This is a genomic window from Neobacillus niacini (assembly GCF_031457145.1).
GTDB classification, from domain to species: Bacteria; Bacillota; Bacilli; order Bacillales; family Cytobacillaceae; genus Neobacillus; species Neobacillus niacini_J.
Genome location: NZ_JAVDVZ010000004.1, coordinates 202,121 through 227,480 on the forward strand (window position 1 = coordinate 202,121; position 25,360 = coordinate 227,480).

At 36.3% G+C, this 25,360-nt stretch carries 26 protein-coding genes and 1 pseudogene; 8 read left to right on the plus strand and 19 right to left on the minus strand.

From position 1 onward, the window contains the following. Positions 1 to 20 precede the first annotated feature (20 nt). Positions 21 to 113 (plus strand): YjcZ family sporulation protein, encoded by a 93-nt coding sequence (locus J2Y03_RS12285; RefSeq protein WP_132097284.1) that lies wholly within the window; start codon positions 21 to 23, stop codon positions 111 to 113. A 251-nt stretch (positions 114 to 364) separates the two neighbouring features. Further along, a complete protein-coding gene (locus J2Y03_RS12290; RefSeq protein WP_132097283.1) occupies positions 365 to 598 on the plus strand; it encodes an ABC transporter in 234 nt (77 codons plus the stop codon). Between the two features lie 355 nt (positions 599 to 953). On the opposite strand, the pseudogene J2Y03_RS12295 reads toward J2Y03_RS12290, so the two are convergent. The 7 genes and pseudogenes from J2Y03_RS12295 to J2Y03_RS12325 all read right to left on the minus strand — a co-directional run bounded on the left by J2Y03_RS12295 (position 954) and on the right by J2Y03_RS12325 (position 8,553). Then, a pseudogene (locus J2Y03_RS12295) lies at positions 954 to 1,474 on the minus strand (cupin domain-containing protein). Positions 1,475 to 1,578: 104 nt separating this feature from the next. Further along, the gene (locus tag J2Y03_RS12300) at positions 1,579 to 2,178 is read right to left on the minus strand and encodes an NADPH-dependent FMN reductase (RefSeq protein ID WP_310194472.1); all 600 of its coding nucleotides are present in this window, start codon (positions 2,176 to 2,178) and stop codon (positions 1,579 to 1,581) included. A 154-nt stretch (positions 2,179 to 2,332) separates the two neighbouring features. Next, complete coding sequence (locus J2Y03_RS12305) at positions 2,333 to 3,373, minus strand: threonine aldolase family protein (RefSeq protein WP_310194475.1); 1,041 nt, start codon at positions 3,371 to 3,373, stop codon at positions 2,333 to 2,335. A gap of 850 nt (positions 3,374 to 4,223) precedes the next feature. Next, positions 4,224 to 4,889, minus strand: coding sequence for an LbetaH domain-containing protein (locus tag J2Y03_RS12310; protein ID WP_310194477.1), 666 nt, complete (start codon positions 4,887 to 4,889; stop codon positions 4,224 to 4,226). Between the two features lie 261 nt (positions 4,890 to 5,150). Further along, entirely contained in the window at positions 5,151 to 5,600 is a 450-nt protein-coding gene (locus J2Y03_RS12315) for a hypothetical protein (protein ID WP_310194479.1), read from the minus strand. Positions 5,601 to 5,714: 114 nt separating this feature from the next. Continuing rightward, complete coding sequence (locus J2Y03_RS12320) at positions 5,715 to 7,325, minus strand: glucose PTS transporter subunit IIA (RefSeq protein WP_310194481.1); 1,611 nt, start codon at positions 7,323 to 7,325, stop codon at positions 5,715 to 5,717. 226 nt (positions 7,326 to 7,551) lie between these two features. Continuing rightward, on the minus strand, positions 7,552 to 8,553 hold the full coding sequence (locus J2Y03_RS12325) for an LLM class flavin-dependent oxidoreductase (protein ID WP_310194483.1): 1,002 nt from the start codon (positions 8,551 to 8,553) through the stop codon (positions 7,552 to 7,554). Positions 8,554 to 9,094: 541 nt separating this feature from the next. Here J2Y03_RS12325 and J2Y03_RS12330 point away from each other — a divergent pair. Continuing rightward, the gene (locus J2Y03_RS12330) at positions 9,095 to 9,706 is read left to right on the plus strand and encodes a cell wall hydrolase (RefSeq protein ID WP_310194485.1); all 612 of its coding nucleotides are present in this window, start codon (positions 9,095 to 9,097) and stop codon (positions 9,704 to 9,706) included. A 92-nt stretch (positions 9,707 to 9,798) separates the two neighbouring features. Here J2Y03_RS12330 and J2Y03_RS12335 read toward each other — a convergent pair whose 3' ends face one another. From J2Y03_RS12335 to J2Y03_RS12355, 5 genes are all read right to left on the minus strand, one after another. After that, positions 9,799 to 11,298, minus strand: coding sequence for a malate:quinone oxidoreductase (locus J2Y03_RS12335; protein ID WP_310194486.1), 1,500 nt, complete (start codon positions 11,296 to 11,298; stop codon positions 9,799 to 9,801). Positions 11,299 to 11,645: 347 nt separating this feature from the next. Continuing rightward, a complete protein-coding gene (locus J2Y03_RS12340) occupies positions 11,646 to 12,557 on the minus strand; it encodes an AEC family transporter (RefSeq protein ID WP_310194488.1) in 912 nt (303 codons plus the stop codon). A gap of 517 nt (positions 12,558 to 13,074) precedes the next feature. After that, positions 13,075 to 13,902, minus strand: a complete 828-nt coding sequence (locus tag J2Y03_RS12345; RefSeq protein ID WP_310194490.1) for a GNAT family N-acetyltransferase — start codon at positions 13,900 to 13,902, stop codon at positions 13,075 to 13,077. A gap of 184 nt (positions 13,903 to 14,086) precedes the next feature. Beyond that, positions 14,087 to 14,242: an aspartyl-phosphate phosphatase Spo0E family protein gene (locus tag J2Y03_RS12350; protein WP_310194492.1), complete on the minus strand. Its 156-nt coding sequence runs from the start codon at positions 14,240 to 14,242 to the stop codon at positions 14,087 to 14,089. A 218-nt stretch (positions 14,243 to 14,460) separates the two neighbouring features. Further along, complete coding sequence (locus J2Y03_RS12355; RefSeq protein WP_310194493.1) at positions 14,461 to 15,120, minus strand: hypothetical protein; 660 nt, start codon at positions 15,118 to 15,120, stop codon at positions 14,461 to 14,463. Between the two features lie 176 nt (positions 15,121 to 15,296). Between J2Y03_RS12355 and J2Y03_RS12360 the strand changes: the two genes are divergently transcribed. Beyond that, on the plus strand, positions 15,297 to 15,680 hold the full coding sequence (locus tag J2Y03_RS12360) for a tellurite resistance TerB family protein (RefSeq protein ID WP_310194495.1): 384 nt from the start codon (positions 15,297 to 15,299) through the stop codon (positions 15,678 to 15,680). 48 nt (positions 15,681 to 15,728) lie between these two features. Here the strand turns inward: J2Y03_RS12360 and J2Y03_RS12365 are convergent, their stop codons facing one another. The 4 genes from J2Y03_RS12365 to J2Y03_RS12380 all read right to left on the minus strand — a co-directional run bounded on the left by J2Y03_RS12365 (position 15,729) and on the right by J2Y03_RS12380 (position 19,534). After that, positions 15,729 to 16,202, minus strand: a complete 474-nt coding sequence (locus tag J2Y03_RS12365; protein WP_310194498.1) for a CoxG family protein — start codon at positions 16,200 to 16,202, stop codon at positions 15,729 to 15,731. A 120-nt stretch (positions 16,203 to 16,322) separates the two neighbouring features. Beyond that, a complete protein-coding gene (locus tag J2Y03_RS12370) occupies positions 16,323 to 16,688 on the minus strand; it encodes a VOC family protein (RefSeq protein ID WP_310194501.1) in 366 nt (121 codons plus the stop codon). 134 nt (positions 16,689 to 16,822) lie between these two features. After that, positions 16,823 to 18,901, minus strand: a complete 2,079-nt coding sequence (locus J2Y03_RS12375; RefSeq protein WP_310194504.1) for a transglycosylase domain-containing protein — start codon at positions 18,899 to 18,901, stop codon at positions 16,823 to 16,825. Between the two features lie 426 nt (positions 18,902 to 19,327). Then, entirely contained in the window at positions 19,328 to 19,534 is a 207-nt protein-coding gene (locus tag J2Y03_RS12380; protein WP_132095761.1) for a Fur-regulated basic protein FbpA, read from the minus strand. Positions 19,535 to 19,724: 190 nt separating this feature from the next. Here J2Y03_RS12380 and J2Y03_RS12385 point away from each other — a divergent pair, with 190 nt between their 5' ends. The 4 genes from J2Y03_RS12385 (at position 19,725) to J2Y03_RS12400 (ending at position 22,441) form a co-directional block, all read left to right on the plus strand. Beyond that, complete coding sequence (locus J2Y03_RS12385) at positions 19,725 to 20,855, plus strand: AbrB family transcriptional regulator (protein ID WP_310194507.1); 1,131 nt, start codon at positions 19,725 to 19,727, stop codon at positions 20,853 to 20,855. A 154-nt stretch (positions 20,856 to 21,009) separates the two neighbouring features. After that, entirely contained in the window at positions 21,010 to 21,453 is a 444-nt protein-coding gene (locus tag J2Y03_RS12390; protein ID WP_310194509.1) for a hypothetical protein, read from the plus strand. Between the two features lies 1 nt (position 21,454). Next, positions 21,455 to 21,682 carry a helix-turn-helix transcriptional regulator gene (locus J2Y03_RS12395; RefSeq protein ID WP_310194511.1) on the plus strand — a complete coding sequence of 76 codons (228 nt, stop codon included), beginning with the start codon at positions 21,455 to 21,457 and terminating at the stop codon, positions 21,680 to 21,682. Between the two features lie 45 nt (positions 21,683 to 21,727). Further along, positions 21,728 to 22,441 (plus strand): DUF4386 domain-containing protein, encoded by a 714-nt coding sequence (locus tag J2Y03_RS12400; protein WP_310194512.1) that lies wholly within the window; start codon positions 21,728 to 21,730, stop codon positions 22,439 to 22,441. Between the two features lie 64 nt (positions 22,442 to 22,505). On the opposite strand, the gene J2Y03_RS12405 is transcribed toward J2Y03_RS12400, so the two are convergent. The 3 genes from J2Y03_RS12405 to J2Y03_RS12415 are packed head-to-tail and all read right to left on the minus strand — an operon-like array spanning position 22,506 to position 25,217. Next, entirely contained in the window at positions 22,506 to 23,567 is a 1,062-nt protein-coding gene (locus J2Y03_RS12405; RefSeq protein WP_310194514.1) for an ABC transporter substrate-binding protein, read from the minus strand. A gap of 23 nt (positions 23,568 to 23,590) precedes the next feature. After that, positions 23,591 to 24,445, minus strand: a complete 855-nt coding sequence (locus J2Y03_RS12410) for an ABC transporter permease (RefSeq protein WP_132095751.1) — start codon at positions 24,443 to 24,445, stop codon at positions 23,591 to 23,593. After that, entirely contained in the window at positions 24,438 to 25,217 is a 780-nt protein-coding gene (locus J2Y03_RS12415) for an ABC transporter ATP-binding protein (protein ID WP_310194519.1), read from the minus strand. Before J2Y03_RS12415 ends, J2Y03_RS12410 begins: the two co-directional genes overlap by 8 nt. Between the last annotated feature and the right edge of the window lie 143 nt (positions 25,218 to 25,360).

Here is a 25,360-nt window from a genome sequence, read left to right on the forward strand (position 1 = left end):
CAGAAAAAGGAGGTTTTTGTATGAGTACTGAAAATGAAGTAGGTTTAGGTTTTGAGTTAATTGTAGTCCTGTTTATCTTATTAATTATAATTGCTGCATATTGTTGGAATTAACGAAATTCAGGTTTGCGGTACTGTGTCGGGAGGCACTGAGGGCAGTTAATAAATGAACAACCCTATTTATCCACTAGGTTTTGGTTTTATCATCACTAAAAAAATGTAAAAAACGGAGCGGTTTCCTTCATGGAAATGGCTTTGTTTTTTTAGTGCCTCATTTAAGACCCACATTGTTCGTTATTGTAAACAAATTCTTTATTAGGTGCATATGATGTTATTGAACAAGCATTGACAGGGGGTGAATTTCTATGAGTAATGGTCATTCTTCCTGCAGCATTTGGGGAGTATTCCTTGGATTTTTAACAGGTGTAATATGGTTGCTTCTAGCTGTATTGAATATTATCACTACTTTTTTTGGATTCCTTGGCCTAGGAGCTCTTGGCAATATTTTAAACATCCTTATTGCATTAATTGGCTTCCTTGCCTTTCTCGTCTTTGGGTTTTGTCTATTCAAAAAAGCATGGCGCTTTTGTAAGAAATAAAAATTGAAGATTAACGATAGCAATAAATAGGAGACCAATTCGATTTTGAATAGGTCTCTTTTTATGTAACATTTAGAGAGTATTTGTTAAATTGACAATAAATTTACAATTGCTCAACTTTTACTTAATAAAGCTCTTTTATACTAATGTTATTAAGGTGAAAGTAAGGAGTGGATTATATGCGTGAGCTTGTGTTTAGAATCGTCATCCTGATTCCAATCTGTACTTTTATGTAATAATTTTTTTCGACCACCATAGACAATTACTACTATATCACTCTTCTTCCACAGCCATTTACAACAAATCCTTTAATATCACTCATCAGGATACATTCCATCATGTATAGAACTAAAAACTACTCTGGCAGGTCTTTATACGCTAATTTCATTATAATATCCTTATGCTGTGGATATTTTGCAAAAGTTCTGCCTGTGTAAATAATTCAAAGTCGCGAAATTCAAATCCTGGAGAAACCATACACCCAACAAAGGAGCATGTATCTTTTTCCTTAACAGATGAACCAAAAATTGAGTTTTTCTTTACTAAAACTTGAGGTACCTCTCCCTCGTCAAGGTTCATTCCTAATTTCATTTCTTGATACTCACCATTTTCATGAATCACATGGACAGTCAAAGAACTTCCTCCATGAAAATACCAAAGTTCGTCCGATTTGAGGCGATGAAAATGTGAAACATCATCAGAGGTTAACAGAAAATAGATACTCGTATAAAGCTTACGCTGACCCTCAAATGTTACAGACAATTCATTGTCAGAGATATTTTCAGTTGAAACATATGTATTTTTGTAATAACCACCTTCAGAGTGTGGTGTTAGTCCTAATTTGGTCACCCATTTATGTAATTCATTTATATGCACAGAATTCGCTCCTTCATTTAGTTTCTCAATGGAAACGGAGAAAAAAGCACTTATTATAAGTGCTTTCCTCTCTGATGTTAATCCATTTTCTTCATGACACTTTTTTATCGAATCGTTTTTAATGCTGTGCTCCATTGTACAACTTCACCTAGCATTGCATTTACATTATCTAAATGTAATGCTTGAGGTTTGAAGTCTGTTCCATTTTCGAAATCTGTAAATAAAGACAATGTTGGATGTACTCGAACATCAGCAATTTTTAATTCACCGCAAATTCCACGTAAATGCTCTGCTGCACGAGCCCCACCGGTGGAACCGTAACTTACAATACCTGCTGCTTTGTCGTTCCAAGCTTCACGAGCAAAGTCAAGAGCATTTTTTAAAGCGCCCGTAATACTGTGATTGTATTCTTGAACGATGAATACAAAGCCATCTAGTTCAGCTAGCTTCCCATTCCAAGCCCCAATTCCAGGTTCTGATCCATCGGTAGTTCCTAAAAATGGTAAATTGAAATCAGCTATATCAACGATTTCATAATTGGCATCACCGCGTTTGTCTGCAATACCTTTTACCCAATCCCCCACTTGTGGACTAACACGTCCTTGACGAGTGCTTCCTAAGATAATTCCAATGTTTACCTTTTCAGTTGTCATGATTTCTTCCTCCTTTGTTCGTTTCCCAAATAGTTTGTCTAGAAAACCCATTATTCACACCTCCAATATTTTTATTATGATAATTTTTTTAAAATCATATTCGTAGGAAATTCCCATTATTTTATAGGTCTAAAGTAATATTCAAAGCTGGACGCTAAAAAAACTCCAAAACTCAGCCTATTTGGTGAGCTTTGGAGCTTTTTGGTCAAACAGATATTCCTCTAAGTACCATTTTTAGTTCCTCGATGAAACCTACTACCTCCTCCTCTTTTGTTGCCCAAGAGGTTACAAGGCGAATGGCGGATGTATCTGAATCAACCTTTTCCCAAATATGAAAGGAATACTTATTTTGCAGTTCTGCGATAAGCGAATTTGGTAAAATCGGGAATAGTTGGTTGGAGGGAGAATGAGTTAAAAAATTAATTTGAGAATTGCTTAATTCCTCCCTGAGCAACCCAGCCATCTTATTTGCATGTGTGGCCAAATCAAAAAACAAATTATCCCGGAAAAGTTCAAGAAACTGGATCCCCATCAATCTCCCCTTAGCAAGCAGAGCCCCTTTTTGCTTGATGTGATAACGGAAATCCTCTTTTAGAGAATCAGTTGAAATCACCAATGCTTCGCCTATCAGAGCTCCATTTTTGGTTCCGCCAATATAAAAGGCATCAACTAATTCAGGAAGATCACTTAACTGTAAATCATTTTCTTCAGAACACAACGCAGAACCCAATCTAGCTCCATCCATATACAAAATAAGTTGGTTATTTTGGCAGAAATCATGTAGAGTCTGAAGTTCATGCTTTGTATAAATGGATCCTATTTCAGTAGAATTCGATATGTATACTAATTTTGGCTTTACCATGTGCTCATCAGGATGGCCATCGAGGACTCCTTGTATGTCTGTAGGAGTAAGTTTTCCATCTCTCCCTTCAACCGATAAAATTTTATGTCCTGTTGCTTCAATTGCCCCCGTCTCATGACCGAGAATATGTCCGGAACTTACTGCTATTGCCGCTTCATGCGGTCTTAAGAATGCAGAAATCGCGATTAGATTCGTTTGTGTTCCACCCGATATGAAGTGAATATCAACATCATTGCTTCCGATTTTTCTTTTGATCAGTTCTATTGCTTTTCGAGAATATCGATCTTCCCCGTATCCTTCGTCCTGCACTAGATTCGTTTCAAGTAATGCATTCAAAATTTTAGGATGTGCACCTTCGCTATAGTCGTTTTTAAAGCTGTACATGTAATTGCCTCCGTCTTCGCTTATTAATTGATTTATAACATTTCATAAAAACTATAATACCAAGAATATTTACATCTCTCCAACAAAGAAGTATTTTTATCGTATTAACCAACGTATGATGATGAACTAACACCAAAGTTGATAGGAAGGATATGAAAAATTGATTAATAACGACGAAAAAACAAAGTGGGAAAAGAGTCGCAGCTCCTTTCTCACTTTGTCAACAGCCCATCATGGTGTTTTTTTATTTTCAAGAATGTATTTTATTATTTATATCTAAATGCATTAGGTTTGCTTAATTTATGCTATATACCCTTTACCTACTGAATTAATGTGAGCTTTATGCATTAGTAGTTTTATCTTCTGTTTTTTGGTTAATCTTCTCCAGAACTTTACCTTGAAATACATATAAAGCCCTCCTTAAAGTAACTCCCGTTGGAGCCCCGACAAAGATATGTCTAACAATTTTCACTGTTTAATTTCTATTTAATTCTACATTTATAAAGATTTTTATTTTATTTTTAGTGATTGTATTTTCATTTTAACAAACATATTATTTAAAGGAAAATCAAAAATTCCGACCAATTAATACGTAGTTTTACAAAATTTACTGAAAATTCAATCATAAAGATATAGTAACAAAAATATCAACCCTAAATTTCTCATTAAATGTCGAAAGATATTTCAATAATTTTGAAAATATATGTCAATATTGTGAACTATAATATTCATGCTTTTATCCTCAAATTATGACATATCGGTACGTTTATCTCACAATGAAACTCTTTCATGACAAAAAAGAGTCTATCTTCAAAAAGAAAATAGACTCTGATATGTTATGAATAGATTTTTAACAGGCTAGCCCGCAAGAACATTTATTTTTCCCAAAAAATAAAGAATAGGCTGAAGGGAATTCTCTGTTAACTCTTTGGACTTCTCTTGCAAACTCCTCTTCTGATTTAGGGGCTGTTCTTAATGCATTTGCTTTTCCCTGTGTATCAATGTTTGCACCAGGCGGTACAAAGCTATTTGGTTTAAGCTCGACTCCATTCGTGACGACTGCTCCCGAAGAAATAAAGCTTCCCTCTCCTATGGTTGCGTTATACACGATTGCTTTAAAGCCAATAAAAACATCATCTTCCACCCGGCATGGACCATGAACCAAGCAACCATGTGCACAAGATACCCGGTTCCCAATATAAATCGAATACTTTTTATTGTTCTTTTCAACATACTTATTTTTCAAGCCGTGAAGAACTACTCCGTCCTGAAGATTACTATCACTTCCGATATAAAAAGGCGTTCCTTCATCTGCACGGATACTAACGAATGGTCCGACATAGGTATTATTTTGAATGGTGACATCTCCTGCAACAAATGTAAATGGGCTTAAGAACGCTTGTTGATGAATTTTAGGATAATGAAGGTTGGGGTTTAATGTAGTTTGCGGGTTATAGCCAACATAATAACTATAGATATTATATGGTCCATATTGATTACTATGATGATTCCACAAAGTCACCTCTCCTTTCATATAGAACAATGATTCATACTACGTATACGCAGATAATTTATTTTCATCACCATATTATGAATAAAAATAAAAGCACGACTACCAACTGGCAGCCGCCTCTAAATTACCATTAAAAGTACCAAGCATTTACAACAACCATCAGGCTTGTCCGTTCACACTTGCGCCCAGTAGCCAAAAACACACAGAGCGCAATTATACATAAAATTCCGCATAAATAGTATTGAAATGTATAAATGGTGCCTGTCACCAAGACTCTGTCTGTTTTTTGTTTGATTCGGGGTTGTTTGTTTGTTGGGGATTGGTTTTGAATATATTTTTTGATACTGCATTTAGTTTATTGAGGAAGCGGTTGAATCCAAAGTCAACGAATTCAATGAGTAAGATTCCACTTTGAATTAGGATGACAGCCATTATCGCGGTACCTGTGGCGAATATTGGATAGAAAATATACATGATCCATTCCCTATAGTCCCTTAATTCGTCTTTCATATAGTGGGAACAAAACATATAAAGGTGCCGTAGTGATCCGCCAATCGCTCCAGCGAAAAAGTAATACAAGTTGGCCTTAATATCCGTAATAAAGGGGTAAGTGTCTTCTAGAGCACCTGTTATCAATATACCTACTGCAATAAAACTGCCGAAAAACATGATGCAGAGATAAAACAGGATACCTGCTTTTAACCATTTACTCAAATCCATCACCACTTTCTAATATTGTATCCTATGTGGTATTGGACGAAGGTGTGCAGGGGACATTGATGCAAGGTCAATAAAAAAACGGTGAGAGATCTTTCCTCACCGCTAAAATTATACAGGAATAAGCTCCATTAATTCGTCTTTTGCTTGGATCGTACCATCCTTGGCTGGAACAATATCAATATCTAAATATTGATTGGTATTGGTGATCACAATAGGAGTTTTAGTATCATAACCAGCAGCTTTAATCTTTTCTAAGTCAAATCGAATCAACAAGTCTCCCTTTTTAACAGTATCCCATTGTTTTACCTTAGAAGTGAAAAATTGACCTTTCAAATTAATCGTATCAACCCCGACATAAATTAAAATCTCTGCCCCATTTTCTGATGTTATCCCAATTGCATGCTCGGTTGGGAATAGCATTGTAACCATTCCGTCAACTGGTGAAACCACTTCACCCTTTGTTGGTTCAATCGCAATTCCTTTTCCTACCGTTTCAGTTGAAAAAAGCGGATCAGAAATTTTGCTTAATGGAATGATTTCTCCATTTAATGGACTTAGAATGGTTTCTCTTTTCACTTCTCCTAATCCAAATTCTTTCACCATTTTTGAAGGCATAGCCTTATTTTTTCCTTCATATCCAAATATAAGTGTAAGAACCATAGCTACTACCAACGCTGTCAGAACACCGATTATATAAAGTCCCATCGGGAAAAAAACAGGAATAGATAAGAAACTTGGAAGAGCAAATGCAGTCGCTTTTATTCCAAACGCCCCATTAATCGCTCCACCAATTGCCCCTGCTAATGCCACAATCACCATCGTTTGTTTATAACGTACAAGGACACCATAGGTGATAAGTTCTGTCGTACCTGCTAATGCTCCAGGAATAATTCCTGATCCAGTAACCGTTTTTAAATCGGTATTCTTCGTTTTCAAAAAGACGCCGATTCCCATTCCTATTTGAGCAAAAGGTGCTGCAGCTGCCATTGCAATAATAGGATCACCACCGTTGGCAAGATTGGCAATAGCCAATGGAATGACTGCCCAGTGAAGACCTAATATCGTTAGGAAGGTCCAACCTGCACCAAGCACAGCTCCAGTTAAAAGTCCGCTTTTTGAACTTAAAAACTCGATAACCATTCCGATGGCATCACCGACATAAGTTCCAAAAGGTCCAAAAATCAGTATGGTTAAAGGTACAATAACAACTAAAGAAATTAGTGGATTAATAAACATTTGTAATTCTTTATATATCACTTTTTTCAATAATTTATCTAACAAGGAATAAATGGACACAGCAATTAATATTGGAAAAACCGTTGATGAATAGCTTGCTAATATAACCGGAATTCCTAAGAAAGTGACATCTTGTGCTTTTGAGGCGACTAAATCCGTATAATGCGGTTCTAATAGAGCTGCACCTATAGCACCACCCACATAGCCATTAACTCCTAGTTTTATCGCTAAAGTAATCCCGAGAAAAACGGGGAAGAAGTAAAAAATTGCATGTCCAGCCGCAGAAAGAATGGCATAGGTTCCGCTTTCAGGAGATAACCATCCCAATGTGGTTAAAATCGATAATAAAGCTGAAATTAATCCGGAGCCCGCAAGCACCCCTAATATAGGTGCGAAACTTCCACTGATCGCTCCTAGAATTTTATTCATAATCGTTTCTTTTTTTTCTGCAGAAGCTTCTATTGATGTATTATTCGGATTCATTCTTGTTCTCCTCTATGAAGTTTTCCGTTTCTATTCGGAACGAATTAACTAGGGTCCTAGCTTTTGATTTTCGTTTTATTATTACTTTTTCCAGTAAAAATCATGCAACAAATAAGGTTCATTGTGAACGAATTGGAAGCCAATTGAATAATTAAAAAGGTTCAAAAACCTTCCGAAATAAAAAATGACGTGTGCCATTTTTGCACTCATCATTTCTTATTCCAAATTAATTCTCATCCAATACTTCTTTAAACAACTCGTATGACCGTTTTTGCTTGTCGGCATCATAGATATAAGACACTGCCATAATTTCATCTACAGCATATTGATCTTGGAAGCTTGTCAGCTGTTGACGGATGGTTTCTTTACTTCCAAGCAAAGCCACACTCAACATGGATTTAACCATTTCTTCTTCCATTGGGTTCCAAATCCCATCCATACTTTCAACTGGAGGCAGCAGGGGATTACGTGAGCCACGGACGACATTTAGGAAGTACTGGTGCACGGTAGTTTGTAGGTATCTAGCCTCTTCATCTGTTTCAGCCGCAATAACATTTAAACATACCAACATATATGGTTTGTCTAAGTACTCAGACGGTTGAAATTTTTCACGATAAATGGATATCGCTTGTCCCATGAATTTTGGTGCAAAATGAGAAGCAAATACATATGGCAGACCTAAGCTAGCCGCCAAATAAGCAGAATCGGTTGAGGAGCCTAGGATATAAATTGGTACCTCTGTTTCTACACCCGGATAGGCTCGAACATATCCTTGATGCTCTTCAGGACCGAAATAGGTTAGCAAAGCTTGTACATCTTCAGGGAAAGTATAAACTGAATCATTCTTTGATCGTCTTAAAGCGCTTGCTGTCATCATATCTGTTCCTGGCGCACGCCCGAGACCAAGTTCTACACGATTTGGATATATAGTCGCCATTGTTCCAAATTGTTCTGCCACGACTAATGGAGAATGATTGGGCAGCATAATCCCGCCAGAACCTACTTTGATTGTTTTGGTGTGTTCCAACGCGTGTTTGATTAAAATGGCAGTCGCAGAACTGACAAGAGTTGGCGTATTATGGTGTTCAGCAATCCAATAGCGCTGGTACCCCATTTCTTCCGTTGCTTGTGCAAGGTCTACCATTGCTTCAATGGCTTGTTTCGAATTTTGCCCTTGTCTAATTGGAGCTAGATTTAAGACTGATACAGGTATATTAATGGTTCCCATTTTATATAAAGTCCTTTCTTGATTAAGATATATTCCCATAGTAACAGTAGGAATACAAGAAACAAACTTAAATGCTTCTAGTCATTATTACTTAAACTATCTTTTCCTCTAAAATGTAATAATTCCCCAAGTAATCCCATTTACATATCCAATTTTGGGCAAAATAAATCTTTGATTCTTACGATAAATTTATCGAGCTCAATTTATAGGCACAATAAACCTCTGATTCTTACCATAAATTTATCGGACTCAATTTACGGGCACAATCAACCCCTGATTCTTACCATAAATTTATCGGACTCAATTTACGGGCACAATCACTCCATTATTACCCCAAAATACAGCCTAACAGAAAATTGGACACACTCAAACCATTTCATTGATTCAAGAATATATCTATCTACCAATTTGGAATTACCTTCCATATTAATAGAGACTTCAAATTGTCTTCTCTATGTAACTGAACTGTAATACTAAGCTATTTTTTCTTTTCATAGTAATAGATTTAAATACAATAAACCAACTTGGAGGACTAGAATCAATGAAAAAACTTATTACCTTACTAACTTTGGCAGCTTCACTTTTATTTGCTTCCCCTGCTTCAGCTTATACGGATAAACAGGGCGACACGATGTCAAAAATTGCAAGAGACCATAACGTTTCACTTCAGGAGTTAGGAGATGCAAATCCACAAGTATCGAATCTAAATCTCATTTACATAGACCAACACCTTAACACTCCTAAATCTATTAGGGCGAATGAACCAAGAATAGAAGAGTTTGTGAATGTAAGCCTATCAGATACTGAAATAGATTTACTTGCAAGATTAGTGAGAGCGGAGGCACAAATGGAACCTTTAGAAGGAAAAATTGCCGTTGCTTGTGTAGTTCTTAACAGAGTCGAAAGTTCCGAATTCCCTGACACCATTAAGGAAATCATTTATGCCCCTGGTCAATTTCAACCTGTCCAAAATGGTGAAATCAATAAGCCGGCTGACGAGGAATCCATTCAAGCAGTAAAAGCCGCGCTAACTGATCAAAGGCAACTGGCACCAGGCGCACTATTTTTCTACAATCCTGTAATTGCATCCAGCCGGTGGCTAGATACACGGGCTACCACACTTGTTATTGGACAACATGTATTTAAAAAATAAAAAAGGACCAGCCTCGGTCCTTTTACAAACTTATTACTTAAGAATCTTCAATAATATATAGAACGAAGGTTCTATGTTATGATTTCAATGCATTAACTATAGACAAGCTCTTTTTTGCTTAGTCCAAGCGTCTGAGTTGTTGAAGTATGAATTTTTTCAAGAAGCTCTGGATTATCCATTAATGACAAACCAAAAGAAGGAATCATTTCTTTAATTTTCGTTTCCCACTCACTAAAATCTTCAGGGAAGCATTTTTGGATTACTTCGAGCATTACATGAACAGCAGTTGAAGCACCAGGAGAAGCCCCTAATAATGCTGCCACAGATCCATCACCGGCAGTAATCACTTCCGTACCAAATTGAAGTTTTCCTTTACCAGCCTCTGTATCTTTAATTACTTGCACACGTTGTCCCGCAACAACAAAATCCCAATCCTCACTTTTTGCATTTGGAATAAACTCACGCAGCTCTTCCATTCGCTGTTCTTTCGTTAACAACACTTGTTGGATTAGGTACTTTGTCAATGGCAACTCTTTTGCGCCTGCAGCTAACATCGTTAAAACATTATCCGGTTTTACAGAAGTAACTAAGTCCAACATGGAACCAGTTTTTAAAAACTTTGGTGAGAAACCAGCAAATGGTCCGAATAACAAAGATTTTTCATTCTCAATAAATCTTGTGTCGAGATGCGGAACGGACATTGGCGGAGCACCCACCTTTGCTTTGCCGTATACCTTTGCATGATGCTGCTCTACAACTTCAGGATTATTACACACCATAAATATTCCACTGACTGGGAATCCTCCAATATGTTTCCCTTCAGGAATACCAGATTTTTGCAGTAAATGCAGGCTGCCTCCGCCTCCACCGATAAAAACAAATTTAGCCGTATGATGTTTGACAGTACCACTGAAAAGGTTCCGCACTTTCAATTCCCACAAGCCATCGCTCGTACGCTTAATATCACTAACAATTTGGTTGTATTTTATATCGACATGTTTACTCTCTAAATGGTCAAACAACATGCGCGTTAAAGCACCAAAATTGACATCCGTTCCAGAATCAACTTTTGTAGCCGCTACCGGTTCATTCATATTACGGCCTTCCATAATAAGCGGTATCCATTCAATGAGTTTTTCGGGATCATCGGAAAATTCCATCCCTTTGAATAGGGGATTGTTTGACATTGCTTCAAATCGATTCTTTAAAAACGTTACATTTTGTCCGCCTTGTACTAAACTCATATGAGGAAGTTGTCTGATAAATTCCTGTGGATTTTGAATCAGCTTGCTTTTTACAAGATAAGACCAAAACTGCATTGATACCTGAAACTGTTCATTAATTTTGATAGCTTTTTTAATATCAACAGATCCATCAGGTTTTTCGACTGTGTAATTTAGCTCGCACAGTGCAGCATGCCCCGTTCCCGCATTGTTCCATTCGTTAGAGCTTTCCTCTCCTGCACTTGAAAGCTTCTCAAATACTGTAATTTTCCATTCCGGAACTAATTCTTTCAAGAGTGTCCCTAAAGTCGCACTCATGATACCGGCCCCAATTAAAATGACGTCTGATTTAGTTTCCCTGTTGCTCATTTATATCAACCTTTTCACGTAAAATTTGTAGACAAGATGTAAGCCTCACACCTAGTTAAAGCTTTACCTATTCATACACCTTTTCTGTCTTAATAAAAACCAAATCTATTGTTATATATTATTATAGAATCTATATCTTCATTTATCTGATAATTATAAGTTATTTAAATACTGATAACAAGTGAGAAGTCCTTCCATCCACTATCTTTAGCTAGAAATTATAATATATTTCAGGACAATATAATCTATTTTACATATAATTTACTCTTTAACTAAAAGTGCTAATAAAAAAGCGACCCTTCGCTATTGAAGAATCACTTCATAGACTAACCGTCCGTCCATTGACTCTATAAAATAATGTTAGCAAATATATACAATATGACGATACTTATTAAAATCGTGATATTTGTTATAGTGGCCATTAAACTGATGGATTTGGTGCTATATTTAAACTCTACTGCAAAAGTAATTGCAGATGCTGCGGCAGGAAGTAATAGTCCAATCAATACGGTGTATCGAAACATCTGATTGTATGGAAGGAAAAGGTATAAAACTATTCCAAAAAGCAAACCTAAACTATATCGGAAAGTTAAATATTTCAACATTGGTTTAATGGTTTGTTTTTCAAATTTAAAATTCAAATAAAGTCCCATTAATAGTAAGGATAACGGCATATTTGCTTCTGATATTATACTTGCAACATTTATCACTGTATCAGGTAAATGGATATGGCTAAAATTCAAAATGCTTGCGATAAAATAGGTCATTAAAGGAATAGACTTGACTAGTTTTTTTACTATTTCAATTGGCTTGAGACTTAGCCCTTCTTCTGAGAAATAACTACCTAAAATATAGGCGATTCCAAAGACAATAAAGGATGCACCGACATCAAACATACTAAAATATGTTAATCCGTTCATTCCCCAAATTGCAAAAACGAGGGGAAAGGCAAATAAGCCGACATTGAATCCGGAAGAAAGCATCAGGAAGGAGCCTTTAAGTTCTCTTTCCTCATTTTTAAAAAATAGCAAGCCGAAAATTGTTGTAACGATTCCATAAAGAATGACGATTACTGGTATCAAGATTAATGAAGTTTCTAATTTCACTGAATCGAATGTCACTAGGACTAAAGCTGGAAGGGTAATTTTAAAAATAATTTTTGCGATAACTTCTCCATCTTTGACTTGTAAAACATTTAAACGTTTTAATAGATAACCAAGGGCAATTATGAGGATAATATAGAGAAATTCCTGGTTCATGTAAAAAGCACTCCTGTATGATATGATTGTCTTTGCTGGTCCCTGTGCAGGTATATCTTAGGTAATACACAGGATATTCTTATTTTAACACACAAATATATGTATTTTAACATGCGATGGTTACTGGAGATTATACGATAAAAGCAGTAGGTATTCACTCTAACAAAAAAATGGATAAAATTATCTGATTTTATAACAAAAAGAAGCTGTCTTGATGACAGCTTCTTCTAACTTATGTTTTTAGAAACTAGCTTTTCCTAAAACCATATTCTTTTATAATAATCATATTCAAAGAGATCTATATTTTCCTCACAATCTTTATTTGGGGCACACTCTTCACAAGGTTCTTCTGTCTTGCTATGTTCACATTGTTCAAATAAAAGTTCCATGGTTTGTTCCCCTCTCCTAGTTCTTACTATTAATTATAATGTAAGCGATTACATTTGTCTGCTATTTTTTACTGGAAAATACTAGCATAGATAGGAAAGCGCTTGAGGGGATGTAAGAACCCCTCCGATTATTCGTTCAATTTATAGTAATCTTGTGAATGAAAGCTTTTAAATCCACATGACTCATAAAGTCTCAGTGCATGGGCATTTTTAGCTTCAACCTCTAGAAAAATAGACAAACCTTTTTCGTTCTCTATTTTTACCACTTTCGATAGGGCTTTTCTCCCTATCCCTTTTCCTTGGATCTCTGGAAAAACGGCAAAACCATAAATCCACGAGTCACCATTCATTTCGGAAAGAAGCATTTTCCCAGCAATTTTTCCGTCTGCTTCAATTATGAGCCTTTGATCGGTAGTAAGGTCTTTAGTTTCTTGCTTATACTGCCGTGCTTCTTTTTCATTTAACCCAAAACATTGAACATCAAGTTGAATTTCTGCTTCAAAATCTTCCTCGGAAAAAGAAGGTCTTACCGTAACTGTTTGATAGTCTGGCAATTCTGTATTCTGCCATCTCATTTGATATTCTACCATCGCTAATGTGCATGGAATATCCTTTAAAAACTCCTTTGCGGATTGGGATTCAGTAGGCGCATTCAACAAAATGGTTCTGGCTTCACGTTTCCCCGCTTCTTCCAACGCCATTTCAAGCAGCGTAGTAAATAGTCCCCTTCTCCGGTAATCCGGGTGAACCATGCCGCAAATCTCTACTTTATTTCCAAAATAATAGCTTCCCAGAAAACCAACCAACTTGCCATCCTCGAAATGGAAAAAATCTTCTTTCCGATTTCCGCACCTGTTTTCAAGCATATCAAAATTAAGCTTCAACTGAAGATTATCCTCTTTTTCACAAATCTCCTGAAGCGTTTTTATAGCAAATAATTCTTCTTTCGTTAACATTCTATAAACACTCCTGATCACATTTTCACCCATCTGATTTTCCGTCATTATCCCTTTTTAAAAAAAAAGCCACAAGAGTAATCGTTTTATATACTCATGTGTCTTTGCTTGAGTCATTTGAAAGTAAATCCTGTTACTATACTACTATTAATCTGCTGTAGTCAACAGGTTAATGGATTAGCTGTTAGGCTGACATATTCCTATATTTCATTTGTAAATTTATCAAATTATCTAGCTTTTTGCTGAGTTTAATCGTTTCTTCAGAGGTAAATCCACTAGACATTCCGACATATATCATTTGATTACGTACCGTTTCAATGTTCTTTAGTAAATTATTCATAACTAATATTCGCTCCCTATTTCAACAATAAATAGATTCTACCAAATGAAAGCGGATACAAGTAATCTATTTCTATCAACAAATGTCGACATAATAGATTGACAAAATACGAGTATTTTCAATGCGATCGATATGCAAATTAGTTAAAAAATTCCATATGCCTTTTTTCGTAAATTTACTTAATTACTTATCTCTCTTACTATGAGAAGAGTAATACTTTATGAACTTATTATGCGTTGGGCTTTGATTATTTCGAGGTATTGTACATCTCCTAACCCATACTCTTTGAATTTAGTGAGCATGGCAATCATAAGCTCTCTTTCCGGGATATTTTTGTGCTTTTGAATATATTGAATAAGGTCACTTTCGTTCTTAAGATAATGAACATATAAGTCTATACCCTTCTTTAATGGAGCAGGTTGGATAGAATGAGGGATATTTTTATTGATTATAACTTGTTTGTAAAGTTCATAATACCCCTCCGCGTTAAGTGTGAATTTTTCTATTGGCAAAAACTTATCACCAACTAAATGAAAGTCAATGGGTGCATAATGACCGGTTTTATCTAGCCAGGCAAGGACCGTGAGCATGTTGATTTGGCAGAACATATCAGCGTCAAACCATAATTCTATGTTGGAAAAATCCCCAGTAACTAGGGGCTCTAGTGGTACTAAAGTATTTTCGTTATACTGTTCTATGGTTACGTGATGAACTTTCGAACGAACTTCGGCAAACTCTTGTGAAAATAGCTCGCCTGAAATGTCTCCAAAACACATCGCTTCGTTAAAAGGAATCATTCTTTCTTGTTCAAGAAAATGTGACTTTTTGAAATAATTATACATGGATTGTCCATTTAAAATATGTAAGGATTGTTTCATCTTTAACCACTCCATTTTAATTTAATCAAAATCCTATTCGCTCTAATACAATACTTTTCCTTTTTTCACCATTTAAAAATAGACAAATCATATTTATTCTTGTTACTATGACTTATAGCACATACGATTACCGTATTCACTTTTTATAGAAAACAGAAGTAAAGGAGCTATGAATCATGTTCTTAGCAAAGCTTCAACAAGAGGAGAAAGAAGCCTTTCTTGAATTAGCAGTCTTGATGGCAAAGGTTGATGGGAATGTTTCGATATTTGAAAATCCAATTATTGTGAAGTATCAAAAGGAAATGGACCTTGAGAATTATACAGTTAAGGGCGTTGCAATTGAAGAGATTCTAATGGTATTCAAAGATGAACGCTCCAAAAATATTGTCTTAACTGAAATCCTGCGACTTGTCTATTCTGATGGAATTGTTCATGATAAAGAAAAAGAATCGATTCGTTTGATTAAGGAACACTTCGGCTTTGACTCCAATAAATATGATAATTTCAAGGATTGGATTTTAGGTATAAAAGAATTAGCTAATTATCCTGAGCATGAATGATCTGGAATTAGAAAGAGCAACGTCTATTGGCGTTGCTCTTTCTGATTCCTATCTAATATTACGCCCTTTTCTGATAAAATAAAGATTTTTCTTTATTTCTTTTTCTAAGCTAAGAAAAAATTTTTCAATTCCCTTATTTGCTCCTCCGTTTATGACGCGCTGTGCAGCACCCGCCAGTGCCCCATTTACTTCTAAATCGGAATGGATGTTGAGCTTGGTACTGCCTTGATGATCGCTCAAGAATAAATCTGCTTTTCCAGAGAATTCACCTAGATTTCCTTTTCCTTTTAATTGGACATGATAGTAGGCAGGTGACTTTTCTTTCTCTAATTTGACCTCGAGGGCAAAGACATCTTTAACTGGACCCATCTGGATATCAACCTGGGCTTGGTATAAACCGTTTGAGACTTGGACGAGTGACTTACAGTTTGGAATTGTGTTTCCAAGAACCTTTTCATCCTTGATGCACTTCCAGACAATTTTCCTTGGCAAACCAAAGATGTGTTGGTATTCAATCTTCAAATTATCCCCTCCATTATTGAAGGTCCTCAAAATAAAATATTTAATTTTAACCAAAATCATTCCTTAGAAATAATTGTTTTTTCTCTTAGACTCATTTGCCTTCCTCGTTTCTTTGAAATTTTAGATCCACTCTAGGATTTCAATGCGGTTTCCAAAAGGATCGGCTGTATAGAATCGATTTGCACCTGGAAGGTTATTGTCTTCAATCACTTTGACACCATTTTCGATTAAATGTTTTTTTAACGATTCTATATTTTCCACTTCAAAGGCTGGATGTGCTTTTTTTGCTGGAGAAAAAGGCTCCTCCACACCTACATGTATTTGCGTGTTACCATAACGAAACCAAGCCCCGCCGCGCTTCTTCAATTCCTCTGGTTTTTCCATTTCTTCAAACCCCAAAATATCAATAAAAAACTTTCTTGCACGATCCTCACTTCCCTTTGGTGCCGCTAGTTGAATATGGTCAATGGCTTTGAATACAAACATTAAGGATTCCCTCTCTCTCCCAATAGACTTATGCTATACATTTTTCGCCACAACTTGATAAATCCCTTTTATCCCTTTGATGAGGTTGGATATTCAAAAGAGCTAGTATCTCGTGGCAGATACTAGCTCTTTCATTATTCATCTTCATCTTCTTCGTCTTCGTCTTTATCCTTTTTACCCTTATTTTTTTCTTTTTTCCCCTTTCCTTTATTTTTGTTCTCCTTATCCTTTTCCTTTTTCTTTTCTTTTTCCTTCCTTGCTTTTTCCTCTTTTTCTTTTATTTTCTTGAGCTCGCTCATATATTTTTTCTCAACGCTCGACAAAGCAAATTTTTCATCCGTAAGCTCTGATTTTGCCTTAGAAAGTATTTCTTTAAAAATAACAGGTGTAGTTCCGCTGCTTGATGTGGTTAGATAGTGGTTTTCATCTGTTTGATCATAGCCTAGCCAAACAGCTCCGACGATGTTAGGTGTATAGCCGACAAACCAATGATCCTTTGTTCCGGCTTCGTTCGCAAATGGAAGCTGGGTTGACCCTGTTTTACCAGCGACAGCAAAGCCATCAAGGTATGCCTTCTTGCCCGTTCCCTCATCGACTACGCCTTTTAGCATGAAGGTTATTTTCTCAGCTACTTCTGGTTTCGTAACTTGAGTCGATTTACCCTTCCATGTCACTATTACCTTTCCATCTATATCCTCGATTTTTTTGATAGCATGGGCTTCTTGCATTTCTCCATTATTCGCAAATGTTGTGTAGGCTTGTGCCATGTTTAATGGCGATGTTCCCTCATACATCCCGCCTAGTGCAATCCCAAGTGAATGGTCTTCATCTTGTAGAGGAATCCCGAAACGCTCAACTGCATTCGTGCCCTTTTCTACTCCCATTTCATTTAAAAGCCAGACCGGTGGAACATTGTACGAGTTCACCACCGCAGAATACATCGTCACTTGACCTCGGTATTGATGATCATAGTTCCTTGGCTGGTAACCACCTATATTTAGCGGGTTATCCTCTAACAGGTCAAATACTTCATAGCCTTGTTCCAATGCGGGAGTATAAACGGCCAAAGGCTTCATGGTTGAACCAGGCTGTCTTATTAATTGGGTCGCTCGGTTAAAGCCTAAGAAAGTATGTTCCCCTCTCCCGCCAACAAGACCTTGAATCCCACCATTTTCAGGGTTAATAAAAATAGCCCCACTTTGGATAAGCTGATCTGGCTGACTCGCTGGGAAAAGATTTTCATTTTGAAATACTTCTTCGGTCGAATTTTGGATTGTAGGATTTAGTTCCGTAAAAATATGAAGTCCACCAGATAGAATTTCATTCTTTGTAAGGTTATATTTCTTCATCGCTTCTTCAATAATATAATCTACATAATATGGATATTTACCATTATAATCGTCATCCATCTTTTCTTTTTGCAATACAATTTGCTGTTGTTTCGCTTTTTCCAAATCATTTTGACTAATGTATCCTTCCTGTTCCATCAAGAATAGAACTAGATCTCGCCGCTCGACTGCCTTGTCCATATTCTTAAATGGAGAGAGTATCGAAGGGGCTTTAATTAACCCTGCGAGCATAGCAGACTCACTTAAGGTTAATTCACTTGCCTCTTTACCAAAATAGGTTTTTGCGGCACGCTGAATCCCCCATGCACCCTCACCAAAATAAATTTGATTTAAATACCTCTCCATAATCTCGTCTTTAGAATAGGTACGTTCAATTTTTTTTGTAATAATTAGCTCTTTAATCTTACGTGTATATGTCCTTTCATGAGTCAAAAAGGCATTCTTAGCCAACTGCTGTGTAACCGTACTACCACCTGCTACGATATCACCAGAGATCATATTTTTGAAAAAAGCCTTCATAATCGCAAAATAATTGATGCCATTATGTTTATAGAAACGTTGGTCTTCCGTTGCGACTACAGCATTCATGACTTCCTTAGGGATCTGTTTTATCCCAACTCCTTCAATCTTGGAATTAGAGATTTTACTGGCAATCTCTCCATTTTGATCATAAATAATCGTCGGCTGTGGTGCTGGCTTATTCAATTTACTGACATCACTTGTCCAAATAAAGATATTCACGATGAGAAAACAAGCTAACACAGCAATGATTCCTGCTATGATTAATTTCCTCAATAAGCCCTTTGATAAAAACTGACTCCAATCCCATTGTTTAGACGCCTTTCTTTGCTGTCGTCTTTCCATTCGTCCCACGTCTATACCCTACCTTCTAAAATAAACATTTACATATTGCTTAATTTTAAAACGAATATCATTTTAGTCAATAAGAAATAAGTCATACTTTTAAATGGTAAAGAAATGCAATACTGTGAGAAGACTGCTATTTTTTTACATATTATCTTTTCTAATGGAAATGATTGTAATAGGATTTCCTTTTGGAGGAATGGATTTGGGTGTTATGTATAACCATTATCTTTAAAGGTTCAATTGTATTCAGAGGATGGAGTCAACATCATGATCAATCATAAATGGCTGGAACAGCCTTCTATGGCGTCTGATCGTAGTGAGTTAGAGCAAGAAAATAAATAACTACCCAATTAACGCAAAAAGCCAGCGTCACACACCGGCTTTTTTATTTTTCACTATTAAGTACCTAGTTAGAAACACTCATTATGGTATGTGTTGATTATTATGTTCCTGTTCACCTTGTGTTGCAGCTAAATGATTGTTCTGGATAAATTTGTACTCTTTCTCTAGGTCACTTAACGTCCATTCATACAGATGTCTGTCTTCTTTTTTAAACACTCCTATTTTAAGTAGTTTATCGATGAGAAATTGCCTTCTTTGTTGGACAGCGTTTCGAAGTATATTTTCCATACACTGGCACCTCCAATTATTTTGCTCCTAACTCCACATCTGATTTTAAACCGTTGCTTCTTCTGTATTTGTCGAACGGTAGCAATTTTACCAACTCTTCATTCAAATATTATCTATACTTAATATAAGAAAAATAATTGTATTTATTTTAATGGAAACTTTAGTGATGTGACCAAAACTAATATTTGATATGATAAAAGAAAAGAAGTTAGAGGGCGTACTATTGGTAATGAATCTAGAGGATAAAAAAACACGTTTTTTGATTACACTATTCCTTGCCTTTATAGGCGGTGTTGTGTTTACATTTTTACATATTCCCATTCCATGGCTGCTTGGACCAATGACAGCTGTCTTAATCGGTTCAAGATTTAGGGCCATTCAGGCTTACTGGCCGGTTCAAATTCGCGATGCCGGTTTGCTTATTTTGGGTTATTCAATTGGCTTATCATTTACAAAAGAGGCTGTCATCCAAATTGGGGTTAAACTCCCTCTCATGCTGCTTTTGACGGTTTTGCTTATAGCTTTTTGTGCCGGGATTGCCTTTTTCGTTTCAAAACTTTCAGGGATTGATTATCCAACCATCCTAGTGGGCAGCATTCCTGGCGGGCTTTCACAAATGATTACCTTTTCTGAAGAGGTCAAAGGAATTAATATTACGGTCGTAACCTTTCTGCAGGTCACTCGAGTGATTATGATTATTTTTCTGGTACCATTTCTTATTTATGGACCGTTTTTTAAAAATGCATCAGTACCATCTACTCTCGATTTAGCTGATAAGGCAGTTCAAGCTCCACTTTTTCCAACAATCCTTTTGTTTGCTGCAATTTGTGTGATTTGTGCTTTCATAGGAAAAAAGCTTAAATCTCCTACACCTTTTTTATTAGGTCCCCTCTTAGGAACAGCTATTCTGACTCTATCCGGACTACATGGACCCGATCTTCCAAACTTTATGTTAGACCTTTCGCAATTTATGATTGGCGGATATATAGGCTTATTGCTAAAACCAGAAAAACTTCAGCATAAAACAAAAATACTGACATTAGCAATTATCAGTGGGTTGGTCATGGTTTTATTTTCATTAGCGTTAAGTACTCTGCTAGTCCATTATTATGAGATTACACCTTCTACTAGTATATTAAGCCTATCACCTGGCGGCGCAGACCAGATGGCGATTCTCGCACATGATGTCCGAGCTGATTTAGCGATGGTCACCGGATTCCAGTTATTCCGTCTCCTCTTTATCTTTTTTGCCGTTCCCCCGGTGCTAAGATTGATTTTTAAAAGAAAAAGGTTAAATCAGAAAGAAAAGCCTATTAGATGATGAACGTCACATCAAATAGGCTTTTCTTTTGCTTTTGAATTCATGTGTCCGTCCTATTCATGTAATCTTTACATGACTTGATGTCAACTTTTCTTTACATGGTGCATATAATACATTACCCGAAGTAAAAGTGACCATACAGGAGGTGTATACCTTGACCTATCAAGAAAAGAAGAGCATCGTCTCGTTTATCAGCGCCATACTCATTTTCGGATCTTATTGCTTGTACATGTACCCGCGGTACCCCGGGGGGCTAGAGTCGACGGAAACCTTTCACTATTGGGGTTCCTTCGTCCTTATTCTGCTAGTGTTTTCAATAGTCGCACATATCATTATCAGCATTATTTTTAACATCATTTTTAGAATTACTACCAAAGAAAAGGAGCCGACATTTGCGGATGAACTGGATAAGTTAATCGACTTGAAAGCAAACAGAAATTCATTTCTTGTGTTTATCGCCGGCTTTCTTCTTGCAATGGGATCGCTAATTATCTATCAACCGTCACAGGTGATGTTTATTATCCTGATTATTTCAGGATTCATTTCTGATTTGACCGGTTCCGTTACAAAACTTTATCACTATCGGAGAGGAGTGTAAGATGAGCAAAAGTCTTGTCGGCAATCAAATCCGTAAATTACGATTCAACCATAATGAAATGACTCAGCAGCAATTGGCTGACAAGGTGGGCGTAACAAGACAAACCATTGTCGCCCTCGAAAAGGGAAACTACTCCCCCTCTCTAGAACTTGCCTTTCGTATTGCTCACGCCTTTAACTTACCGTTAGAAGAGGTATTCTATTACGGGGACAACAACTCAAATCTATAGGATCTATGATGGATATTGAATTTATTTTAAAAAGGGGATAACCATTTGAATTCAAACAAAAAAGCAGCGAAAATTGTGGGTGTACTGTTTCTACTTGCAGCCGTTACAGCGGTAATAGGTCTGATTTTATACAATCCTATCCTTAAAGATTCCGACTACCTAATTAAGGGTTCCGAACACGCCAATCAGGTGATACTAGGAGCGGTTATGGAGTTAATTCTTGTCGTTTCAGTGATTGGTACTGCCACTACAATGTTTCCAATATTAAGAAAGTATAATGAAACGATAGCTCTTTGGCATGTTTGCTTCAGGTTTCTTGAAGCGATTATCATTACGGTTGGTGTAATCAGCGTACTATCCCTATTGACCCTAAGCCGTGAATTTGTAGCATTAGGATCAATAGATACCTCCTCTTTTCAAGCTTCAGGTACTGTATTAAAAGCAGTACATGATTGGACATTTTTGCTTGGTCCCCTTTTCATGCTAGGAATTAATACCATGATGTATAGCTATATATTCTATAAATCCAAACTCGTACCTAGGTTTCTATCAATCTTGGGTATGACAGGAGCAACGCTGGTTTTTATCTGTGCATTGTTGGTCATGTTTGGTGTATTCCCTCAAATTTCTTTTTGGGGTGCTATTTTTGCGATACCAGTAGCAGCTAATGAAATGATTTTAGCAGTATGGCTCCTCATTAAAGGTTTCAATGAATCTGCACTTGCTTCCCTGTCTGCAAACATGCATAAACCTAATTAAGGTGGGTTTAAGAAAAAGAAAAGCCTATTTAGATAGTGACGAATCACATCTAACTAGGCTTACTTTATTTCTTATCAACTAATTTTAATGCCTCATTATATAATGATGTATCTACCACTTTCTCTAAATCAAGCGGTGTTTCAATTAGTTTATTTTCTAAATACCAATCTGACCAAGTCTTCAAATCTTCACTCCAAAGCTTTGCATTTTCATCAATATAATTTAAATTTTTACCAACTGCTTCTTTCGGTATTGACGTATGTTTCGCTAGAATTTCGATATCTCGATTATAATTTGCTGAATTAGTGTCCTTTGCATTGAGAACATTATTAAAGTAATATCTAGTAGATTCAATATATCCTGCTAGAAATTTAACCGCTAAATCTTTATTTTTCATAAATTCCCCTGAAAAATAAACTCCAGCAGCTTGCATTTCAAGGATATCACCAACAAATGCGATTACTTTAACATGATCATTCGCTACTAATTTCGCAACCAGCGTGCTTGGCAATGTCGCTGCATCAATTTGTTTACTTTCAAGAGCTGCTGCAATATTACCTAAAGAACCTAATGGAGTTACCTCAACATCCTTGTATGATAATCCTGCAGATTCAAGTGATTTACCTAGAATATAATGAACAGAAGCACCATTTTGGGTAATCCCGACTTTTTTCCCTTTTAAACCCTCAATCGTGGTAACACCGCTATCATAAAGTTCTTTTGTCACAATTAGGGCAGTAGAATCATAACCCTTTCTTTCTTGAGTGCCATCTGCAACAATACGGATTGGTGAATCTCCTTCCATTAATAGGTTAAATAAACCTGCTGTAAAAGCGCCTGTCCCTACTTCTACTTCATTGGTTTGCACAGCAATAGACATTGGTTGTGCGCCTTTAAAACTTTCAAACTGAAGGTCAACGCCATATTTTTGAAAGATTCCTATTTCATCACCTATATACATAGAAGCATTACTCAAATTACCTAACGAACCGACTTTAACCATTTCGATTTCTTTTGTAGCTTTTGAATCATTATTCGAAGAATTTGTTGGTGCAGCTTCTTTTCCACAAGCCCCTAAAACGATCATAATGGCCCCTAAAACAATGACAAACATCATTTTTTTCATAAATTCACCATCCCCATTCCCTTTTATGACTTCCAATGTACAAATTTACTTTCTAACTTTGCTAAAATATAATTAAATAGCGCTCCAATAATACAGAGAACCAATACTCCTACCAACACTTTAGAGATAACGAGTAAATCTGCATTTTTTAAGATAAATGCACCTATTCCATGCTGCGCTGCAATCATTTCTGCTGAAACTAATATTAATAGGGATACACCTGCTGATATTCTCATTGCAGCAAATATCATAGGTAATGCACTAGGGAAAATGACTTTTCGTATCAAATCAAATTTTGTTGCACCGAAGGTAATGGCAACATTTAATAAAAGTCGATTCGTTTGTGTTACCCCAGTGTAAGTGTTGTAAATCATCGGGAAAAATACCGCTAATGAAATGACAGTGATTTTTGAAATTTCTCCGATTCCCAGCCATAACATAATTAATGGTAAAATAGCAATCTTTGGAATGGGATACAAAATATTAATAACTGGCATTCCTAACTTTTCTCCTAACTTAGAAAAACCTAGCACAATACCGATTGCTATTCCTAAGACACAACCAATTGCATAACCCATAACAATGCGATACAAACTTGCCGAGACTTCTGGCCAAAGTAAGCCGCTAGTGATTAACTCCCAAGCAGTGGATAATACTGTTGTTGGGGCTGGTAAAGTAAATTCATTTACCAAACCAGACTTTGAAACGATTTGCCATAGAACTAAAAGCCCTATAACTCCTACCACTGAAACATAGTTAGGGATTTTCTTATCTAAAAATGCTGCCTTATTTTTTATGATAATTTTAGAATCTTGATTTCTAGCATGTACTTTAACTGGCTCTTTTACAGGATCCACATTCGCTAATTTTTCAAGCATTGATATCCTCCTTAATCGCTTGGGCTGCGTCCTCTTTTATCAAATTCCAAATGGTTTCCCGATAATTCAGTAGTTCTACTGGATGTTCTTTTCTACTATTTTTAGGCAAATCAATTTGGATGATAGATTTAATACGACCTGGCCGACGAGAAAGTACAATGATTTTATCAGCTAAATAAACCGCTTCTTCGATATTATGAGTTACATATATCGTTCGGTGCTTTTCTTGATTCCATATATTTAAGAGTTCTTCCTGCATCACCATTCTTGTTTGGGCATCTAATGCTGATAACGGCTCGTCCATTAACAATAAATCTGGTTTCGTTGTCAGGGCTCTGGCTATGCCCACTCGTTGTTTCATTCCTCCTGATAATTGATGGGGATAAGCATCTTCGAAACCTTCTAATCCAACCATTTTTATATATTTTTCAATTCTTTTTTGTTTTTCTTCTCCACTTATCTTCATTTTTTCTAAACCTAGATTAATGTTTTCTTTAACTGTACGCCACGGCATTAATCCAGCTTCCTGAAAGACTATCGAAATTTTAGGTAGATTTGTATCTTCATCATTTCTTTCGAAATATACTTCACCTGCTGTCGGAGATGTTAATCCAGCAATTATATTTAACAAGGTAGATTTCCCGCAACCACTTGGTCCAACGATCGCTACAAACTCTTCTTTTTTTACTACTAAATCAATTCCTTCTAGAGCTACAGTTTGCCGACCTTTATTTTCAAAAACCTTAGAAATCCCATCTATAACCAGTTGCATTTCTCTCCCCCATTCCTTGGACTATCAAAAAGTTAATAAGAGCGCTTTCAAAATCATCATATACTATTTGCATAATAATTTGAAATATCAGAATTATATAGTGGTTATAAGGGAAACTTATAACAATTATAAAAATCCCTTAC

Excerpts from the sequence above, each read along its gene's own strand:
- J2Y03_RS12345 (WP_310194490.1), bottom strand. The coding sequence starts at position 13,902 with ATGTTAACGAAAGAAGAATTATTTGCTATAAAAACGCTTCAGGAGATT.
- J2Y03_RS12415 (WP_310194519.1), bottom strand. The coding sequence starts at position 25,217 with ATGCAACTGGTTATAGATGGGATTTCTAAGGTTTTTGAAAATAAAGGT.
- J2Y03_RS12380 (WP_132095761.1), bottom strand. The coding sequence starts at position 19,534 with ATGGAAAATATACTTCGAAACGCTGTCCAACAAAGAAGGCAATTTCTC.
- J2Y03_RS12360 (WP_310194495.1), top strand. The coding sequence starts at position 15,297 with ATGTTCTTAGCAAAGCTTCAACAAGAGGAGAAAGAAGCCTTTCTTGAA.
- J2Y03_RS12375 (WP_310194504.1), bottom strand. The coding sequence starts at position 18,901 with ATGGAAAGACGACAGCAAAGAAAGGCGTCTAAACAATGGGATTGGAGT.
- J2Y03_RS12330 (WP_310194485.1), top strand. The coding sequence starts at position 9,095 with ATGAAAAAACTTATTACCTTACTAACTTTGGCAGCTTCACTTTTATTT.
- J2Y03_RS12320 (WP_310194481.1), bottom strand. The coding sequence starts at position 7,325 with ATGAATCCGAATAATACATCAATAGAAGCTTCTGCAGAAAAAAAAGAA.
- J2Y03_RS12410 (WP_132095751.1), bottom strand. The coding sequence starts at position 24,445 with ATGCTTGAAAAATTAGCGAATGTGGATCCTGTAAAAGAGCCAGTTAAA.
- J2Y03_RS12385 (WP_310194507.1), top strand. The coding sequence starts at position 19,725 with ATGATAAAAGAAAAGAAGTTAGAGGGCGTACTATTGGTAATGAATCTA.
- J2Y03_RS12300 (WP_310194472.1), bottom strand. The coding sequence starts at position 2,178 with ATGGGTTTTCTAGACAAACTATTTGGGAAACGAACAAAGGAGGAAGAA.
- J2Y03_RS12355 (WP_310194493.1), bottom strand. The coding sequence starts at position 15,120 with ATGAAACAATCCTTACATATTTTAAATGGACAATCCATGTATAATTAT.
- J2Y03_RS12405 (WP_310194514.1), bottom strand. The coding sequence starts at position 23,567 with ATGAAAAAAATGATGTTTGTCATTGTTTTAGGGGCCATTATGATCGTT.
- J2Y03_RS12305 (WP_310194475.1), bottom strand. The coding sequence starts at position 3,373 with ATGTACAGCTTTAAAAACGACTATAGCGAAGGTGCACATCCTAAAATT.
- J2Y03_RS12285 (WP_132097284.1), top strand. The coding sequence starts at position 21 with ATGAGTACTGAAAATGAAGTAGGTTTAGGTTTTGAGTTAATTGTAGTC.
- J2Y03_RS12370 (WP_310194501.1), bottom strand. The coding sequence starts at position 16,688 with ATGTTTGTATTCAAAGCCATTGACCATATTCAACTAGCGGCACCAAAG.
- J2Y03_RS12325 (WP_310194483.1), bottom strand. The coding sequence starts at position 8,553 with ATGGGAACCATTAATATACCTGTATCAGTCTTAAATCTAGCTCCAATT.
- J2Y03_RS12335 (WP_310194486.1), bottom strand. The coding sequence starts at position 11,298 with ATGAGCAACAGGGAAACTAAATCAGACGTCATTTTAATTGGGGCCGGT.
- J2Y03_RS12340 (WP_310194488.1), bottom strand. The coding sequence starts at position 12,557 with ATGAACCAGGAATTTCTCTATATTATCCTCATAATTGCCCTTGGTTAT.
- J2Y03_RS12350 (WP_310194492.1), bottom strand. The coding sequence starts at position 14,242 with ATGAATAATTTACTAAAGAACATTGAAACGGTACGTAATCAAATGATA.
- J2Y03_RS12395 (WP_310194511.1), top strand. The coding sequence starts at position 21,455 with ATGAGCAAAAGTCTTGTCGGCAATCAAATCCGTAAATTACGATTCAAC.
- J2Y03_RS12290 (WP_132097283.1), top strand. The coding sequence starts at position 365 with ATGAGTAATGGTCATTCTTCCTGCAGCATTTGGGGAGTATTCCTTGGA.